General features: G+C 64.2%; 16 protein-coding genes. 6 read left to right on the plus strand and 10 right to left on the minus strand.

Annotated features, from left to right (window positions below; genetic code table 11):
* Positions 1-29 precede the first annotated feature (29 nt).
* The 3 genes from GL284_RS04315 (at position 30) to GL284_RS04325 (ending at position 5391) form a co-directional block, all read left to right on the plus strand.
* Positions 30-2168 carry a malate synthase G gene (locus GL284_RS04315; protein WP_155043415.1) on the plus strand — a complete coding sequence of 713 codons (2139 nt, stop codon included), beginning with the start codon at positions 30-32 and terminating at the stop codon, positions 2166-2168.
* Between the two features lie 198 nt (positions 2169-2366).
* Positions 2367-3941, plus strand: a complete 1575-nt coding sequence (locus tag GL284_RS04320) for a Re/Si-specific NAD(P)(+) transhydrogenase subunit alpha (RefSeq protein WP_341870278.1) — start codon at positions 2367-2369, stop codon at positions 3939-3941.
* A gap of 10 nt (positions 3942-3951) precedes the next feature.
* Entirely contained in the window at positions 3952-5391 is a 1440-nt protein-coding gene (locus tag GL284_RS04325) for an NAD(P)(+) transhydrogenase (Re/Si-specific) subunit beta (protein WP_155043416.1), read from the plus strand.
* 364 nt (positions 5392-5755) lie between these two features.
* Here GL284_RS04325 and GL284_RS04330 read toward each other — a convergent pair whose 3' ends face one another.
* Positions 5756-6025 carry a hypothetical protein gene (locus GL284_RS04330; RefSeq protein ID WP_155043578.1) on the minus strand — a complete coding sequence of 90 codons (270 nt, stop codon included), beginning with the start codon at positions 6023-6025 and terminating at the stop codon, positions 5756-5758.
* A 145-nt stretch (positions 6026-6170) separates the two neighbouring features.
* Entirely contained in the window at positions 6171-6680 is a 510-nt protein-coding gene (locus GL284_RS04335; protein ID WP_155043417.1) for a L,D-transpeptidase family protein, read from the minus strand.
* Between the two features lie 167 nt (positions 6681-6847).
* Here GL284_RS04335 and GL284_RS04340 point away from each other — a divergent pair, with 167 nt between their 5' ends.
* Positions 6848-8140: a DUF3422 family protein gene (locus GL284_RS04340; RefSeq protein WP_155043418.1), complete on the plus strand. Its 1293-nt coding sequence runs from the start codon at positions 6848-6850 to the stop codon at positions 8138-8140.
* A gap of 131 nt (positions 8141-8271) precedes the next feature.
* Positions 8272-8613: an arsenate reductase family protein gene (locus GL284_RS04345; protein ID WP_230382902.1), complete on the plus strand. Its 342-nt coding sequence runs from the start codon at positions 8272-8274 to the stop codon at positions 8611-8613.
* On the opposite strand, the gene GL284_RS04350 is transcribed toward GL284_RS04345, so the two are convergent.
* From GL284_RS04350 to GL284_RS04380, 7 genes are all read right to left on the minus strand, one after another.
* The gene (locus GL284_RS04350) at positions 8610-9221 is read right to left on the minus strand and encodes a YitT family protein (RefSeq protein WP_155043419.1); all 612 of its coding nucleotides are present in this window, start codon (positions 9219-9221) and stop codon (positions 8610-8612) included. The genes GL284_RS04345 and GL284_RS04350 overlap by 4 nt on opposite strands.
* A gap of 93 nt (positions 9222-9314) precedes the next feature.
* Positions 9315-10304, minus strand: coding sequence for an ABC transporter substrate-binding protein (locus tag GL284_RS04355; protein WP_155043420.1), 990 nt, complete (start codon positions 10302-10304; stop codon positions 9315-9317).
* Between the two features lie 33 nt (positions 10305-10337).
* The gene (locus GL284_RS04360; RefSeq protein ID WP_155043421.1) at positions 10338-11171 is read right to left on the minus strand and encodes an ABC transporter permease; all 834 of its coding nucleotides are present in this window, start codon (positions 11169-11171) and stop codon (positions 10338-10340) included.
* Positions 11168-12031: an ABC transporter permease gene (locus GL284_RS04365; RefSeq protein ID WP_155043422.1), complete on the minus strand. Its 864-nt coding sequence runs from the start codon at positions 12029-12031 to the stop codon at positions 11168-11170. Before GL284_RS04365 ends, GL284_RS04360 begins: the two co-directional genes overlap by 4 nt.
* Positions 12032-12055: 24 nt before the next feature.
* On the minus strand, positions 12056-12829 hold the full coding sequence (locus GL284_RS04370) for an ABC transporter ATP-binding protein (RefSeq protein WP_155043423.1): 774 nt from the start codon (positions 12827-12829) through the stop codon (positions 12056-12058).
* A 1-nt stretch (position 12830) separates the two neighbouring features.
* A complete protein-coding gene (gene hydA / locus GL284_RS04375) occupies positions 12831-14282 on the minus strand; it encodes a dihydropyrimidinase (RefSeq protein WP_155043424.1) in 1452 nt (483 codons plus the stop codon).
* Positions 14283-14388: 106 nt separating this feature from the next.
* Complete coding sequence (locus tag GL284_RS04380) at positions 14389-15669, minus strand: Zn-dependent hydrolase (RefSeq protein ID WP_230382903.1); 1281 nt, start codon at positions 15667-15669, stop codon at positions 14389-14391.
* Positions 15670-15838: 169 nt separating this feature from the next.
* Here GL284_RS04380 and GL284_RS04385 point away from each other — a divergent pair, with 169 nt between their 5' ends.
* Positions 15839-16453 (plus strand): TetR family transcriptional regulator C-terminal domain-containing protein, encoded by a 615-nt coding sequence (locus GL284_RS04385; RefSeq protein ID WP_155043425.1) that lies wholly within the window; start codon positions 15839-15841, stop codon positions 16451-16453.
* 114 nt (positions 16454-16567) lie between these two features.
* Here GL284_RS04385 and GL284_RS04390 read toward each other — a convergent pair whose 3' ends face one another.
* Entirely contained in the window at positions 16568-17989 is a 1422-nt protein-coding gene (locus GL284_RS04390; RefSeq protein ID WP_155043426.1) for a mannose-1-phosphate guanylyltransferase/mannose-6-phosphate isomerase, read from the minus strand.
* Between the last annotated feature and the right edge of the window lie 99 nt (positions 17990-18088).

Genomic DNA, 18088 nt, shown 5'->3' on the forward strand with positions numbered 1-18088 from the left:
ACCGGGATTTGGGAAGGAGATAACGGCAGATGGCACGGGTCGAGAAGGCAGGTCTGCGCGTCGATGAGACGCTGGCGAATTTCATCAATCAGCGTGCCTTGCCCGGCAGCGGCATCCAGCCCGAACGCTTCTGGGACGGGCTGTCGCGCTTGCTGCATGAATTCGGCCCGCGCAACAAGGCGCTGCTGGCGCGCCGCGATGAGCTGCAATCGGCCATCGACGCATGGCATCTGGGCCAGCGCGGCGCGTCATGGGATGCGGGCGCATACCGCGATTTCCTGTCCGAGATCGGCTATCTGGTCCCCGAGGGCGAGGCGTTTCAGATTGAAACCCCGGCCACCGATCCCGAATTCGCCGATCTTGCCGGGCCGCAGCTTGTCGTGCCGATCACCAATGCACGCTATGCGCTGAACGCCGCGAATGCCCGCTGGGGCAGCCTTTACGATGCGCTTTACGGCACCGATGCCATGGGCGATCTGCCGCAGGGCAAGGGCTATGACGCCCAGCGTGGCGCGCGGGTCATCGCGTGGGGCCGCGATTTTCTGGATGGCGCGGTGGCTTTGGCCTCGGGCAGCTGGGCGGAGATCGACGCGGTATCGGTCGCGGATGGCGCGCTGGTCCCGGCGCTGCGCGACGGCGCGAAATTCGCGGGCCATATCGGGGCAGCCGAGGCGCCGACCGACATTTTCCTGCGCAACAACGGGCTGCTGATCCGTCTGGTCATCGACCGCTCGACCCCGGTGGGCGGGCAGGACAAGGCGGGCATTTCCGATATCGTGCTGGAATCGGCGCTGTCGGCCATCATCGACTGCGAGGATTCGGTGGCCTGCGTCGATGGCGAGGACAAGGCGCTGGCCTATTCCAACTGGCTGGGCCTGATGGATGGCACGCTGTCGGAAAGCGTCGAAAAGGGCGGCAAGACCTTTACCCGCCGCCTGAACCCGGACGTGACTTTTACCGGGCCGGACGGGGGTCAGGTGACGGTCAAGGGCCGCTCGCTGATGCTGGTGCGCAATGTGGGCCACCTGATGACCACGCCCGCCATTCTGGATCGCGACGGTGCCGAGGTCTATGAAGGGCTGATGGACGCGATGGTGACCACGCTGTGTTCGCTGCGCGATCTGGCCAGGGGCGACAGCGGCAACTCGGTTACCGGCTCGATCTATGTGGTCAAGCCCAAGATGCACGGCCCGGAAGAGGTGGCCTTCGCCAGCGAGATCTTCGATTTCGTCGAGGAGGTGCTGGGCCTGCCGCGCAACACCGTCAAGCTGGGCATCATGGACGAAGAGCGCCGCACCAGCGCCAATCTGGCCGAATGCATCCGTGCCGCGAAACATCGCGTGGCCTTCATCAACACGGGCTTTCTGGACCGCACCGGGGATGAATACCACACCTCGATGGAGGCGGGCGCGATGCTGGCCAAGGGCGAGATGAAGGCGCAGCCGTGGATTTCCGCCTATGAGGATCGCAACGTCGATATCGGACTGGCCTGCGGGCTGGCGGGCCGCGCGCAGATCGGCAAGGGCATGTGGGCGATGCCCGACCGCATGGCCGACATGCTGGCGCAAAAGATCGGCCATCCGCAATCGGGCGCGAATACCGCATGGGTGCCCAGCCCGACCGCCGCGACCCTGCATGCGACGCATTATCACAAGGTCGATGTGCATGCCCGTCAGGCCGAAATCGAGGCGCTGAAACGTCCCGCCCGTCTGGACGATCTGCTGACCATCCCGGTCACCGCCGGGCGCAACTACTCGGACGCGGAAATCACGCGCGAGTTGGAAAACAACTGTCAGGGCATCCTTGGCTATGTGGTGCGCTGGATCGATCAGGGCGTCGGCTGCTCGAAAGTGCCCGATATCAATGATGTCGGCCTGATGGAGGACCGGGCCACGCTGCGCATCTCGGCGCAGTCGCTGGCGAACTGGCTGCACCACGGTGTCGTCAGCCAGCAGCAGGTCATGGATGCGATGCGCAAGATGGCCGATGTGGTGGACCGCCAGAATGCGGGCGATGCCGCCTATCGTCCGATGGCGCCGGGCTTTGACGGCGTGGCATTTCAGGCCGCCTGCGATCTGGTGTTTCTGGGCCGCGTGCAGCCCTCGGGCTATACCGAGCCGGTGCTGCATGCCCGCCGCCTTCAGGCCAAGGCCGAAGCGCGCGGCTGATCCGCCGGTCTGCATGGAAAACGAACCCGGTCGGCCATCGCGCCGACCGGGTTTTTCGTTCGGCGGACCGCTTGCGTCGATCCGTCGCATGACGCGGCGTCGCATTTACGGATGATGTTACGCCGTCACGGTCTTGTGAAAGATTGTTGCGCAATGCTATGCAGCCCCTGTTAAGACGCTAACAGGGGAGGTGCCTTCGTGAAGATCGGCGCTTTGAAAGAGAGTTTCGAGGGTGAGGCGCGGGTCGCCATCACTCCGTCCTCGGCAGCCCATCTGAAGAAGCTGGGTCACGAGGTTTTCGTGCAATCCGGCGCCGGCATCCGTGCCGGCTTTTCGGACGGCGCTTATCAGGCGGCAGGCATCACGGTCGAACCGACTGCCAGCGCCCTGATCAATGACGTGGATGTCGTGGTCAAGGTGCGCCCGCCCGAAAGCGATGAGATCGGCCAGATGCGCCGGGGTCAGACGCTGATTTCGCATTTCTGGCCCGCCCAGAATGCCGATCTGCTGGAGGCCGCGCGCGAACAGGGCGTCACCGCCATCGCCATGGACATGGTGCCGCGCATCTCGCGCGCGCAAAAGATGGACGCGCTGTCCTCGATGGCGAATATCGCGGGCTATCGCGCGGTGATCGAGGCTGCGAACAATTTTGGCCGCTTCTTCACGGGTCAGGTGACGGCTGCGGGCAAGGTGCCGCCGGCCAAGGTGCTGATCGTCGGTGCGGGCGTGGCAGGCCTTGCCGCCATCGGTGCGGCGACCAGTCTGGGCGCGCAGGTCTATGCCTTCGACGTGCGGCCGGAAGTGGCCGAGCAGATCGAGTCGATGGGCGCGGAATTCGTCTATCTGGACTTTTCCGAAGCCCAGACCGACGGCGCGACCACGGGCGGCTATGCGGCGCCGTCCTCGCCCGAGTTCCGCGAAGCGCAGCTGAAGAAATTCCGCGAACTCGCGCCCCAGATGGATATCGTCATCACCACGGCGCTGATCCCCGGCCGCCCGGCACCGAAGCTGTGGACCGAGGACATGGTTCAGGCGATGAAGACCGGCAGCGTCATCGTGGACCTTGCCGCAGAACGCGGCGGCAACTGCGATCTGACCATCCCGGATGAGCGTTTCGTCACCGAAAACGGCGTCGTCATCATCGGCTATACCGATTTCCCTTCGCGGATGGGCGCACAGGCCTCCGAGCTTTATGGCAACAACATCCGCCATATGCTGGCCGACCTGACCCCCGCCAAGGATGGCGTCATCGTCCAGAACATGGAAGATGACGTGATCCGCGGCGCGACCGTTACCCATGACGGCGATGTGACATGGCCGCCGCCGCCGCCCAAGGTCGCGGCTATCGCGGCACAGAAGCCCAAGGAAAAGGCCCGCGAACTGACGCCCGAGGAAAAGCGGGCGAATGAAGTCGCGGCCTTCAAGGCGCAGACCAAGTCGCAGGTGACGCTGCTTGCGGCAGGCGCGCTGGTGATGCTGCTGGTGGGCTGGGTTGCACCGCCCAGCTTTCTTGCGCATTTCATCGTTTTCGTTCTGGCCTGTTTCGTGGGCTTTCAGGTCATCTGGAATGTCAGCCATTCGCTGCACACGCCGCTGATGGCGATCACCAACGCCATTTCCTCGATCATCATCGTCGGCGCGCTGCTGCAGATCGGTTCGGGGTCGTGGCTGGTCGTGGTGCTGGGCGCGCTGTCGGTGCTGATGGCCGGGGTCAATATCTTTGGCGGCTTCCTGGTCACGCGCCGGATGCTGGCCATGTTCCAGAAGTCGTAAGGAGGGCATGATGGAATTCGGAGTAAGCACCGCCGCCTATGTGGTCGCGGCCGTCCTGTTCATCCTGTCGCTGGGTGGACTTTCGGGGCAGGAAAGCGCCAAGCGCGCGGTCTGGTACGGCATTGCCGCCATGGCGCTGGCCGTGGTCGCCACGCTCTTCGGGCCGGGCGCGGGCAACTGGTTCTTGTCGCTGGTCATGCTGGCCATTGGCGGCGGCATTGGCTGGATCGTCGCCAAACGCGTGCAGATGACGGAAATGCCGCAGCTTGTCGCGGCGATGCACAGCCTTGTCGGCCTTGCCGCCGTGCTGATCGGCTTCAACGCGCAGTTTGAACTGGGCCGCGTGCTGCGGGCCAAGGCCGCTGATGCCACCGCGCATTTCGAGGGCTTCGCCGCCGTTCTGGCCCACAAAACCCCTGCCGAGATCGCCATGCTGAAGGTCGAGGTCGCGCTGGGGATCTTCATCGGTGCGGTGACCTTCACCGGCTCGATCGTGGCCTTCGGGAAACTGGCGGGCAAGATCGACGGCAAGCCGAAGAAGCTGCCCGGCGGTCACGCGCTGAATGCGGGCGCGGCGATCCTGTCGCTGCTGGCGGTGATCCTGTATTGCTCGGTCGGTGCGCCCGTGCTGTGGCTGCTGGTCATCACGCTGCTGGCGATGTTCATCGGCTATCACCTGATCATGGGCATCGGCGGCGCGGACATGCCGGTCGTGGTGTCGATGCTGAACAGCTATTCCGGCTGGGCGGCCGCGGCCATCGGCTTTACGCTGGGCAATGACCTCTTGATCGTGGTCGGGGCGCTGGTCGGCTCGTCCGGGGCGATCCTGTCCTATATCATGTGCAAGGCGATGAACCGCAATTTCGTCAGCGTCATCCTTGGCGGCTTCGGCGGCGAAGCGGGACCGGCCATGGAGATCGAGGGAGAGCAGATCGCCATCGACGCGGATGGCGTGGCCTCGGCGCTGAACGATGCCGATGAGATCATCATCGTGCCGGGCTATGGCATGGCGGTGGCACAGGCGCAGCAATCGGTCAGCGAACTGACCCGCAAGCTGCGCGCGCGCGGCAAGAATGTGCGTTTCGCCATTCACCCCGTCGCGGGCCGTCTGCCGGGCCACATGAACGTGCTCTTGGCCGAGGCAAAGGTGCCTTACGACATCGTGCTGGAAATGGATGAGATCAACGACGATTTCCCCAATACCGACGTGGTGATCGTCATCGGCTCGAACGACATCGTGAACCCGGCCGCTCAGGAAGACCCGAACAGCCCCATCGCCGGCATGCCGGTGCTGGAGGTCTGGAAGGCCAAGCAGGTCTTTGTCAGCAAACGCGGGCAGGGCACGGGCTATTCGGGCATCGAAAATCCGCTGTTCTACAAGGAGAATACGCGGATGTTCTATGGCGATGCCAAGAAGTCCATCGACCAGCTTCTGCCGATGATCGAGTGATCAGGGGGGCGGGGCTGACAAAGCCCCGCCCGTTCCGTCCCGGCATGAGCCATGAAAAAGGCGGGCATCGAGCCCGCCTTTTTCATATGCGCCCAACCGATGCGCCCAACCGATGCGCCCAACCGATGCGCCCAACCGATGCGCCCAACCGATGCGCCCAACCGATGCGCCCAACCGATGCGCCCAACCGATGCGCCCAACCGATGCGCCCAACCGATGCGCCCGGCGTATTTATTCCGACCCACACGCCTCGACCGGCATACCCCAAACCCATATCCACATGTTAGCGCAGATCAGAAAATGATTAAGGCGGGCCTTCAGCGGGCCCGCCTTCGTCGTTTCGCCGATCCGTGTGGTGGTGGGATCAAAGAGCCTTAAGCATGGATTTGATGACATCGGCGGGCAACGCAGGGTGCAGCGCCAGCTTGCGCGTGCGCTTTCCCCTGCGCGGGATCAGCAGGGCGCAGCGGGTGGCTACGGCCTGCGAACGCTCGGACGAGCTTTCGACGATGGCGCCGGCACGCCATCTCGATTTGGGTCCGAAGCGCATGACGGATTCGATCTGGCCGGGGACATAGCCCTCGGTTTCGATCGAATCGATCAGTTCTTCATTGATGACTGGAGGCAGGTACATGGGGCTCAGTCGGTGGTGGTGCATTTACCACGTTGTTAATCCGACCGGCCCGCAATTTCTATCTGACCTTTTGAACAGGTCTGCCATACTGGAAAACCCAGCAGGATCAGCATACTTTGCTACTTATGGTTGCAAAACGCCCGATTCAGGGGGCGATGATGATCGGGGTTCCGTCGCGCAGCATGGCGTAGATGTCCTCGACCTCGTCATCGGTCACCGCAATGCAGCCGACGGTCCAGTCGCGGCGCTGCTTTGAAAGCACCTTCCCCTCGGGGCCCTGGCCATGGATGAAGATGTCGCCGCCGGGACTTTGCCCCTGCGACAGCGCGAAGGCGGTATCCTGCGGATTGGGATAGGACACGCCGACGGACAGGTGATAGCGGCTGTTCGGGTTGCGGCGGTCGATGTAATAGACGCCCTCGGGGGTCTTGCCATCGCCTTCAAAATTCTTGTGGCCGATGGGCTGCGTGCCCAGCCCGATGTCATAGACCTTCACGGCGCGGTTGCCGCTGACCATGTACATCTTGCGTTCGCCCTTTTTGACGATGACCTGCGTGATCGGCGGTCCGTCATAGGTCTTGAACTTGCTGGGCGCACAGGCGGCCAGTCCCAGGATCAGTCCCAATGCCAGAACCCTGACAACCCAGTTTTTCATTTGCCTGCCCCTCAGCATATGTTTTGCGCGGTATTTTGCCTGCATCCACGCCATGCGGCAATGCGCGGGCGATCACGAAAACCTGATCCTGCGGCATTTTGCCGTGCGGCGCTGCGGCGCCCGCTTTCCGGCTTGCCGCAATACGGCCTGCTGATATTCATGCGATCATGATGGACGATGCCGATCACCCGCTGCGCTATGAACTGGTCAATGAGCTGCATGCCCGGCCCTCGCCGCGGCTCGAAGCGCCATGCACGGCGGTGTTTCTGGCCATCAAGGAACCGCTGGACGCCGCCAATCGTGACCGGGGCCGCGATGTCGAACATCTGGCACAGCTTTGCGCCCGGCACGGTGCGCCGCGTCCTGACCCGCAGGCGGGGCATTACAAGGCCAATCTGGGCCGCTACAAGCTGCGCTGGGAAAGCCATACCGAATTCGTGACCTATGCAGCCTTCGCGCGCGGCTTGCCGCCCCGGCCCTTCGATCCGGTGGCGGGCGAGGTGTTTCCCGCCGATTGGCAGGCCGCCGCACCGGGCAAACGCGCCGCAGCCGTCATGGTGCATGTCGATGTTCTGCCCGAAGATCCCCGCGATCTTCTGCCCCGGCTCGAGGACTGGTTCGCCGCGGACAGTCTTGCCTCGGTCTGGGTGCTGGACCAATCGGCGGTGGTGGCGGGCGATTTCCGCATCGACCCGGCGGGCTGGATGCGCTTTGCGGTCTTCGTGCGCCCCGATACCGGCAGCGGACGGATCGGGCGGCTGGTCCAGCGCCTGCTGGATCTGGAGACCTATCGCGCCATGTCGATGCTGGGCCTTGGCCGGGCGCGGCAATTGACCCAGCGCATGAACGCGCTGGACCCGCAGCTCAGCGCCATCGTGCAGGGCATGGCCGATGATGCGCGCCCGGCCGATCTGGTCTTGCAGGATCTGCTGTCGGTCTCGACGCAACTGGAAAGCGCCGCGACCCAGAACAGCTTCCGCTTCGGCGCGACCTCTGCCTATGAAGCGATCGTCATGGACCGGGTCGAGGCGTTGCGCGAAACCCGGTTCATGGGCGGGCAGATGCTGACCGAATTCATGCAGCGCCGCTATCAGCCCGCGATGCGCACGGTGAAATCCGCCGAACGCCGGCTGACGGCGATGCTGGAACGGGCCGAGCGCGCCGGCGAATTGCTGCGCACCCGCGTCGATGTCTGGCGCAGCGCCCAGAACCAGGAAATCATGGAGCGGATGGACCGCCGCGCCGATCTGCAACTGCGGCTGCAGCATACGGTCGAAGGGCTGTCCGTCGTCGCCATCAGCTATTACGCGGTCGGACTTCTGGGCTATGCGCTGTATCCGCTGGCCCATGCGCTGCATATCGACAAGGCGGTGCTGATCGCCGGGCTGACGCCTCTGGTCGTGTTCGGCGTCTGGTGGTCCTTGCGCCGCATCAAGGCCCGGCTGCATGACGGGCATTGAGCCCGGCCGCGTTCCCGGCAATACTGACACCATGGCATGACGGAGACCTTCATGCGCCTGATCCTGACCCTTGCCGCGACGCTGGCCCTTTCGGGCTGCGGCCGCATCCCCCTTATCCCGTTCGTGTGACCATGAAAAAGCTTCAAATGTTCGGCCTAGGCCATTGTTCCACCTGCCAGAAAGCCCGCGCCGATCTGGAAACCGAAGGCTGGAGCGTCGATTTCCGCGATGTGAAAGACGCGCCGCTTTCCAAAGACGAATGGCAGCCGATGATCGCGGCTTTCGGCGACAAGCTGGTCAATCGCGCCAGCCTGACATGGCGTGGCATGTCCGAAGACGAACGGGCGCAGACCCCGCTGGCCATGCTGAAAGCCAAGCCCTCGCTGATGAAACGCCCGGCGATCATTCAGGGCGATCAGCATCTGCTGGGCTGGACGGCGAATGTCAAACGCGCGCTGGGTGTTCCGGCCTAGGCGATGTAACGGTCGCGCCGGTGATTGATGGCGATGACCAGGTTCAGCACCAGCGCGCCAAGGGCAGACCATGCCACGGTCTGCCAGTCGCGCAGCGCCAAGGCCACGGCAAACAGGCAGGCGTCAAAGATCAGCTGCGTCCAGCCAGCCCGGAACCCCGTCGCATCCTGCAGATACAGCGCCACGATCCCGATCCCGCCCAGCGACGCGCCATGCCGGAACAGCGCCAGCAGCGCCGATCCGGTGATGCAGCCAAACAGCAGCGCGCCGACCAGCGGATGCACCGCGCCGAATTGCAGCAGGCCCGGCAGCACTGTCACCAGCACCGACAGCAAGGTGACGGCGGCCAGACTTTTCAGCACGAAGCGCAGCCCCAGTCGGCGGTAACCCAGCCAGTAAAACGGCAGGTTCACCACGAAGAACACCAGCCCGAAGCTCCAGCCCGTCGCATAGCTGATCAGGATGGCCAGCCCCGCCGTCTGCCCGGTCACAAAGCCCAGATGCGTCAGCAGCACCACCCCGACCGAGGCCATGAACCCGCCATAGGCAATGCCCTGCGCGTCATCCAGCAGCCCGTGACGGTTCGATTTCTGCGGCGTGGTTTCCATGCTGCCTGATGCCCCGTCACCACGCCCCATGCAAGGGCGCGAACGCCCCCGCTTCTTCGTTCCCGAAATACTCCCGCCGGAGGCGTCCTGCCGTCAGTCGAAAGCGCGATCGGTGATCATAGTGACATAGGCCCCCTCAGGCGCCTTGGTGATCACCGGATCCGAGCCGCCCGACAGCAGCGTGTCCACCGTGCGCTGATAATCCGCCGGATCCAGAACCCCGGTCGAGCCCTCGGTCAGCTTCGCCACTTCCTCGGCCATGCGCAGCTGATGCGCTTCGGTCTGGGCGCCGGTCTCGTCGTTTTCCAGCACGATATCGGCGGCTTCCTTGGGGTTCGCCGCGGCATATTCAAAGCCCTTCATCGTGGCGCGCACGAAGCGCACCAGCGCGGTGACCTTGTCCTTGTCCTGCAAGGTCGGCTCCAGCACATAAAGCCCGTCCTCCAGCGTCGAAACACCTTGTTCGTCATATTTGAACGTCACCAGATCCTCGGGCGACAGGCCGGCATCCAGAACCTGCCCATATTCGTTATAGGTCATGGTGCTGATGCAATCGGCCTGTTTCTGCAGCAAGGGATCGACGTTGAAGCCCTGTTTCAGCACCGTCACACCCTCGGGACCGCCATCGGTCTTCAGCCCCAGCGTGTTCATCCAGGACAGGAACGGATATTCATTGCCGGAAAACCAGACGCCCAGCGTCTTGCCCTTGAAATCGGCGGGCGAGGTGATGCCGGTTTCCTTGCGGCAGGTCAGCATCATGCCGGATTTCTTGAAGGGCTGGGCGATATTGACGATGGCCAAACCCTTTTCGCGGGCGGCCAGCGCGGCGGGCATCCATTCGACGACGACATCCGCGCCGCCGCCCGCCAGAACCTGCACCGGCGCAATATCGGGACCGCCGGGCTTGATGGTGACATTCAGCCCTTCCTCTTCGTAAAAGCCCTTGTCCTGCGCGACGTAATAGCCGTCGAACTGGGCCTGCGTGACCCATTTAAGCTGCACGGTCAAAGGCAGCGCATCCTGCGCCTGCGCCATGCCCGACATCAGCGCCAAAGCGCCCGCGAACCCCAGAATGGCCTTCATCTCTCTCTCCACTGTTGCCGGGGTCTTTGCCCCTTACCTGCGCGCCGAGGGGTGCCAGAATGTCACCCGCCGTTCGATCAGCGCCACGATGCCATAGAATGCCGTTCCGGCCAAAGCCGCCACCAGAATCTCGGCCCAGACCAGCGCCATGTTCAGCTGTCCCACCGCGGTCGAGATGCGAAACCCCATGCCCCGTGTCGGGCTGCCGAAGAACTCGGCCACGATGGCGCCGATCAGCGCCAGCGTCGTGGTAATCTTCAAGCCGTTGAACAGGAACGGCATCGCATGCGGCAGGCGCAGCTTGACCAAAGCCTGCCCATAGCTTGCCCCCCATGCGGCGATCTGGTCGCGAGCCAGCGCATCGGTGGCCTTCAGCCCCTCGACCATGTTCACAAGGATCGGAAAGAACACCATGACCACGACGACTGCGGCCTTGGATTGCCAGTCGAACCCGAACCACATGACCAGAATGGGCGCGATGCCGACGATGGGCAAAGCCGCGACGAAATTGCCGATGGGCAGCAAGCCACGTTGCAGAAATGGGCTGCGATCGATCAGCACCGCCACCGCCACCGCCAGCGTGGCCCCGATCAGCCAGCCCGAGAGTGCGCCCTTCAAGATGGTCTGCACGAAATCGCCCCACAGCAGCGGAATATTCGCGGCAAAGCTTGCGCCGATGGCGCTGGGGGCGGGCAGGATCACGGCAGGGATGCCGAAGGCCCCCACCGCATATTCCCACACTGCCAGAAGCGTCGCGCCAAAGATCACCGGGATCAGCACCCGCGCCACAGGTGACGGGCTGCGCGCCAGCCAGATATTCAAGGCCAGGGGCGGCAGCAGGATCATGGCCAGGGGCAACAGCATCATCGCGCCAGCCCCATGCGGTGCAGGGTCAGGCGCTCGATTGCGCCGATCGCCGCCACCAGCACCGCGGCCAGCCCCGCGGCGGCAAACAGCGCCGCCCAGATCTGCACCGTCTGCCCGTAATAGCTGCCCGACAGCAACCGCGCGCCAAGCCCCGCCGTCGCGCCTGCAGGCAGTTCGCCGACGATGGTGCCGACCAGCGCGGCAGCAACGGCGACCTTCAGGCTGGCGAACAGATAGGGCAGGGCCGAGGGCAGCCGCAGCCGCCAGAATGTCTGCGCGCGGGACGCGCTCCAGGACCGCATCAGGTCCATCTGCATTGCATCGGGCGTGCGCAGCCCCTTGACCATGCCGACCAGCACCGGAAAGAACGACAGCCATGCCGAAATCATCGCCTTTGGGATCAGCCCGGTCACACCCGCGCTGGCAAAGACCACGATGACCATGGGCGCGATGGCAAGGATCGGCACGGTCTGGCTGGCAATCGCCCATGGCATCATCGACAGCTCCATCACCCGGCTGTGCACGATGGCGGTGGCCAGCGCGATCCCGGCCAGCGCGCCGATGGCAAAGCCCGCCAGCGTCGCCGACAGCGTGACCCAGCCATGCCAGACCAGCGACCGTTTCGAGGTGATCTTCTGCCCGGCGATCCCGTCCCACAGGCCTTTTGCCACCTGATGCGGCGCGGGCAGGACGGGGCGGTCCTGCACCATGGTTGCGGCGATCAGCGCGGGCAGCGGCAGATCCTGCCCGGCCCGCGCCGCCTGATCGCGCGCCCATGGCGCATTCATCAGCACCGCCGCCGCATACCAGACCAGCACGATGGCCAAAAGCACGCTGAGGACCGGCAGAACGCGCCTCATGTCGGGATCCTTTGGGGCAGGGCCTCAGTCATCGCCGTGCCCCTCGCGCAGGGCATCGCGGACCTCATGGCTCAGCCGGATGAAATCTTCGCTGTCGCGGATGTCCAGCGGCCTTTCGCGCGGCAGGCTGCTGTCGATGACCCGGGTGATCCGGCCCGGACGCGGGCTCATCACCACGATCTTGGTCGACAGATACACCGCCTCGGGGATCGAATGGGTGACAAAGGCGATCGTCTTGCCGGTCTTCTGCCACAGCTCCAGCAGCGCCTCGTTCAGACGGTCGCGCACGATTTCATCCAGCGCACCGAAAGGTTCGTCCATCAGCAGGATATCGGCATCGAAGGCCAGCGCGCGGGCGATGCTGGCGCGCTGCTGCATCCCGCCCGACAATTGCCAGGGAAACTTGCCGCCAAAGGCCGAAAGCTCGACCAGATCCAGAACGCGGGCCACGCGCTGCTGACGGTCGGCCTTGGAAAACCCCATGATTTCCAAGGGAAGCGCGATGTTTCTGGAAATCGTGCGCCACGGGTAAAGCCCCGGCGCCTGAAAGACATAGCCATAGGCCCGCCGCTGCCGCGCCTGATCGGGTGTCATGCCATTGACGCTCAGCACGCCGGAACTGGGGGTTTCCAGCGCCGCCATCGTCCGCAGGAAGGTGGTCTTGCCACAGCCGGAGGGGCCGATGAAACTGACGAAATCGCCCTTTTCGATGCTGAGATTGACATCTTTCAGCGCATGAACCGGACCATCGCGGGTCTGAAAGGTCAGGTTGACGCCCTTGGCCTCGATCACGCTCAATTCAGACCCCGCTGACCGGAATGCCGCTGCGCTGGACGGGGCGGGGCGCGGTCAGATCCTTCCATGATGACAGCGCGCGATTGACCGCCGGACGCGGCGCGCGGGCGACGAATTCGCCATGCCCCTCGCGGCTGTCCACGCGGCCTTCGGTGACGGCGACCACGCCGCGCGTCAGGGTAAAGCGCGGCAGACCCTTGACCTTGATGCCCTCAAAGACATTGTAATCAATGGCCGATTGCTGGTCCGACGCGTGAATGGTCTTTTCCGCCTCGGGATCCCAGACCACCAGATCGGCATCGCTGCCGACCAGAACCGCGCCCTTCTTGGGATACATGTTCAGGATCTTCGCGATATTGGTCGAGGTGACGGCGACAAACTCGTTCGGCGTCAGACGGCCCGTGCCGACGCCCTGCGTCCAAAGCACGGGCATGCGGTCCTCAAGCCCGCCGGTGCCGTTCGGGATCTTGGTGAAATCGCCGATGCCGGTGCGTTTCTGCGCCGTGGTGAAGGCGCAGTGATCGGTCGCCACGCAGGACAGGCTGCCCGATTGCAGCCCGGCCCACAGGCTGTCCTGATGCAGCTTGTTGCGGAACGGAGGAGACATGACGCGCCGCGCGGCATGATCCCAATCGGCATTGAAGTACTCGCTCTCGTCCAGCACCAGATGCTGGATCAGCGGCTCGCCCCAGACGCGCTTGCCCTGCTGGCGGGCGCGGCGGATCGCCTCGTGGCTGTCCTCGCACGAGGTATGGACGACATATAGCGGCACGCCCGCCATATCGGCGATCATGATGGCACGGTTGGTGGCCTCGCCCTCGACCTGCGGCGGGCGGGAATAGGCGTGACCCTCGGGGCCGGTATTGCCCTCGGCCAGAAGACGGGCGGAAAGCTCGGCCACGACATCGCCGTTTTCGGCATGAACCAGGGCGACGCCGCCCAGATCGCCAACCCTGCGGAATGACGAAAACATCTCGTCGTCATTGACCATCAGGGCGCCCTTATAGGCCATGAAATGCTTGAAGCTGGTAATGCCGCGATCGACCACCTCGGCCATCTCGTCCCAGACCTGCTGCCCCCACCAGGTCACGGCCATATGATAGGAAAAATCGCAATGCGCCCGCGCGACCTTGTTGTCCCAGACTTTCAGCGCATCCAGCAGACCCTGACCCGGTGCAGGCAAGGCAAAATCCACCACCATCGTCGTGCCGCCCGCCAGCGCCGCCCGCGTGCCGCTTTCGAAATCATCGGCGGAATGCGTGCCCATGAAGGGCATCTCCAGATGCGTATGCGGGTCGATGCCGCCGGGCATGATCACACAGCCCGAGGCATCAAGAACCGTGTCGCCCGAAAGCCCCGGCCCGATGGCTGCGATGCGCCCATCCTCGATCAGCACATCCGCTTCATAGCTCAGATCCGCCGTGACGATGGTGCCGCCCTTGATGACCGTGCTCATCGCGTAATCCTTCTCTGTTCCGAAAATACTCCGGGGGACGCCATGGCTGCCCCCATCAAGGGGGCGGCCATGGCGCGGGGGCAGCGCCCCCGGCCAAGGCCAGCCGTCATGCCTGAACCCCGGCGGTCTCAAGCACCGCGTTCAGCAGCACATCCGCCCCGGCGGCCGCCCATTCCGGGCTGATCTCCTCGGCCTCGTTATGCGACAGCCCGTCGACACAGGGGCACATGATCATCACCGTCGGCGCGACCTTGTTGATCCAGCAGGCATCATGCCCCGCCCCCGAAACGATATCCATATGCCGGTATCCCAGCCGTTCGGCCGCCGCGCGCACGGTCTTGACCAACGCGGGATCGAAGGCGGGCGGGTCGAACTGACCAACGATCTGACTGTCGAATTCGCAGCCCAGATCGGCGCAGATCGCAGGCGCGCGCGCCATGAATTCCTCGGTCATCGCCAACAGAACCGGCAGCAGATGGCTGCGGAAATCGACGGTGAACACCGCTTTTTCGACGATGATGTTGCGGCTGTTGGGGAAGATGTCGATATGGCCGATGGCCCCCACCGCATTGGGCTGATGCCTCATCGCGATCTCATGCGCCAGCTCGGTCAGCTGCGCCAGCCCGCGCCCGGCATTCCGGCGCATCCGCATCGGGGTCGAGCCGGTATGCTGCCCCTTGCCCGTCACCGTGCATTCGATCCAGCGCAGTCCCTGCCCATGTGTTACCACGCCGATCTGCTGGCCCTCGGCCTCAAGGATCGGACCCTGTTCGATGTGATATTCGAACATGGCATGGATGCGGCGATCCCCCGGCACCTCATCGCCGCGCCAGCCGGTCCGGGCCAGCTCGTCGCCAAAGCTTGCCCCCTTCGCATCCTTGCGCGCATAGGCGAAGTCCTGATCGATCACCCCGGCAAACACGCCCGAGGCCAGCATGGCAGGCGCAAACCGCGTGCCTTCCTCATTGGTCCAGTTGGTCACCACGATCGGGCGGCGGGTGCGTAGCCCCATGTCGCGGATGGCGCGGATCACCTCCAGCCCGGCCAGCACGCCCAGAACGCCGTCATAGCGCCCTCCGGTCGGCTGAGTATCCAGATGGCTGCCGATATAGACCGGATCCAGATCCGGCTCGGTGCCCTCGTGGCGAAAAAACATGTTCCCCATCTGATCGACGCGCATCGTCATGCCCGCGTCCTCGCACCAGCCCTGAAACAGGCGCCGCCCCTCGGTATCCGCATCGGTCAGCGCCTGCCGGTTGTTGCCGCCCGCAATGCCGGGGCCAATCTGGGCCATCTGTTCCAGGCTGTCCCACAGACGGTCGCTGTCGATCCGCATATTGGCTGCTGGCATACCGGAAATGTCCGGCGCACCGGGGGCTGTGGTCATCGGGTCGTCCTTCCTGTCTTGCCGCCAGCTTCTGCGAGCGGTCGGCGGAATCGGTGAGCTGGCCTTGCCAATCCACGAATATTGACCAGTTGGTCAGGATCAGGCTAGCACGGGTCCAGTGCCAGTCAAGCGCCTGAACGCGCGCATCGCTCAGACCGCAGGAATTCCGATGACCGAAAAGCCGCGCCGCGAAAGCCGCATCCAAAGAAAGAACCGCGAGCTGATCCTTTCCGCAGCATTGCAGGAATTTTCGGCACGCGGCTTTGCCGGAACCACCATCGACCAGATCGCCGATGCAGCGGGGCTCTCAAAGCCGAACGTGCTGTATTATTTCGCCTCGAAAGACACGATCCATGTCGCATTGCTGCAAGCGGCGCTTGAAATGTGGCTGGCACCTCTGCGCGAAATTCAGGCAGAGGGCGACGCGGCCGACCAGCTTCTTGCCTATGCACGCCGCAAGCTGGAAATGTCGCGCGACTATCCGCAGGAAAGCCGGCTTTTCGCCAATGAGATCCTGCAAGGCGCCCCCCGCCTTGCCCCGATCCTGGGCGGAGAACTGCGCGCATTGGTCGAGGAAAAATCCGCCCTCATCGCGCAATGGTCGGCCCAAGGCCGCATCGCCCCGGTCGAGCCACGCCACCTGCTGTTCTCGATCTGGGCGCTGACCCAGCATTATGCCGATTTCGAGGTGCAGGTCCGCGCCGTCCTTGGCGAAGGGCACGACCCCTTTGCCGAGGCGCAGGTGTTTCTGGATCAGCTCTACCGCCGCCTGCTCGCACCATAAGCGCTGCACCATAAGCGCCTCACAGTCAGTCCTTCACCGCAAGCGTTTCTCTGTTCTGCAAATACTCCGGGGGGAACGCCGCAGGCGTGGGGGGCAGCGCCCCCCGCCATGCCCTCAGCTGCGCGAATAGACATCCTCATAGCGCACGATGTCATCTTCCCCCAGATACACCCCGGTCTGCACCTCGATCAGCACCATCGGCACCTTGCCGGGATTTTCCATGCGATGCACCGCGCCCAGCGGCACATAGATCGACTGATTCTCGGTCACCAGCGTGACGGTATCGTCCACCGTGACCCGCGCCGTGCCCGACACCACGATCCAGTGTTCCGAGCGGTGGAAATGCGATTGCAGCGACAAGGCCGCACCCGGATTGACGACGATCCGTTTGACCTGAAAGCGGTCGGCCAGCGCCAGCGTCTCATACCAGCCCCATGGGCGGTTGTCGCGCAGGAAGCTTTCGGCCTGCCGCGCGCCCTTGGATTTCAGCGCAGCGACCGCTTTCTTTACGTCCTGCGCCCGGTTCATGTCGGCGACCAGCACGGCATCCTTGGTCGACACGACCATGATGTCCTGCAAGCCGATGCCCACGACCTCGATGCCCTCATCCTGCGACCGCAGCAGCACATTGTCGCAGTCGATGGCGGTCGAGCGGTCGTCGGTGACCGCGCCGCGCTCGGCGGGGTGATCGTCCTGCACCTCGCGCCAGATCGCGTCCCAGCCGCCCAGATCCGACCAATGCCCGGAAAAACGCACCACCGACAGGTTGTCGGCCTTTTCCAGCACGGCATAATCGATCGACAGGTCGGGCAGCCGATCCCATGGCTCGGGCGCAAGGCGCAGGAAACCAAGATCGCGCTTGGCCTCGGTCAGCGCCGCGCGCACGGGCGCCATGAATTCCGGTGCATGGGTTTCAAACGCGGCAATCAGCGTGCGGGCCGAGAACAGGAAGATCCCGGCATTCCACAGGAAATTGCCCTGCGCCAGCATCGCCTCGGCATTGGCCAGATCCGGCTTTTCCACGAAACGCTTCAGCACCAGCGGCCCTTCGCCCGCGCCCTCGGCCTCCATATAGCCATAGCCGGTCTCGGGCCGGGTGGGGGCGATGCCGAAGGTCACGATGCGCCCGGCCTGCGCCGCAGGCACGCCCAGATCGACCCCATGGCCAAAGGCCTCGGTATCGGGGACGACGTGATCCGAGGGCGCGACCAGCAGCAGCCCGTCGGGATCGGTCTGCGCCACGGTCAGCGCGGCTGCAAGAATGGCGGGGGCGGTATTGCGGCCCGCAGGCTCGATCAGGATCCCCGAGGGGATGATGCCGATCTTGCCCAGTTGTTCGCCGACGATGAAGCGGAAATCGGCATTGGTCATCACCAGCGGCGCGCCATAGCGGTCGCCCGACAGCCGCTTGGCCGAGGCCTGAAACAGCGTGTCTTCGCCCACCAGCGGCACGAATTGCTTGGGAAAGCTTTTGCGCGACACGGGCCACAGCCGCGTGCCCGAGCCGCCAGCCAGAAGAACCGGGGTTATCACCATGCCATCACTCCATCGGCGCGGGGCCGTTTCGATACGCTTTGCGGTGTCGCAACCATGGATTGCACGACCGCCTTGATCCGCCCGATACCATGCTGCCGC

The sequence above is a fragment of the Paracoccus shanxieyensis genome, from assembly GCF_009711265.1.
GTDB lineage: Bacteria > Pseudomonadota > Alphaproteobacteria > Rhodobacterales > Rhodobacteraceae > Paracoccus > Paracoccus shanxieyensis.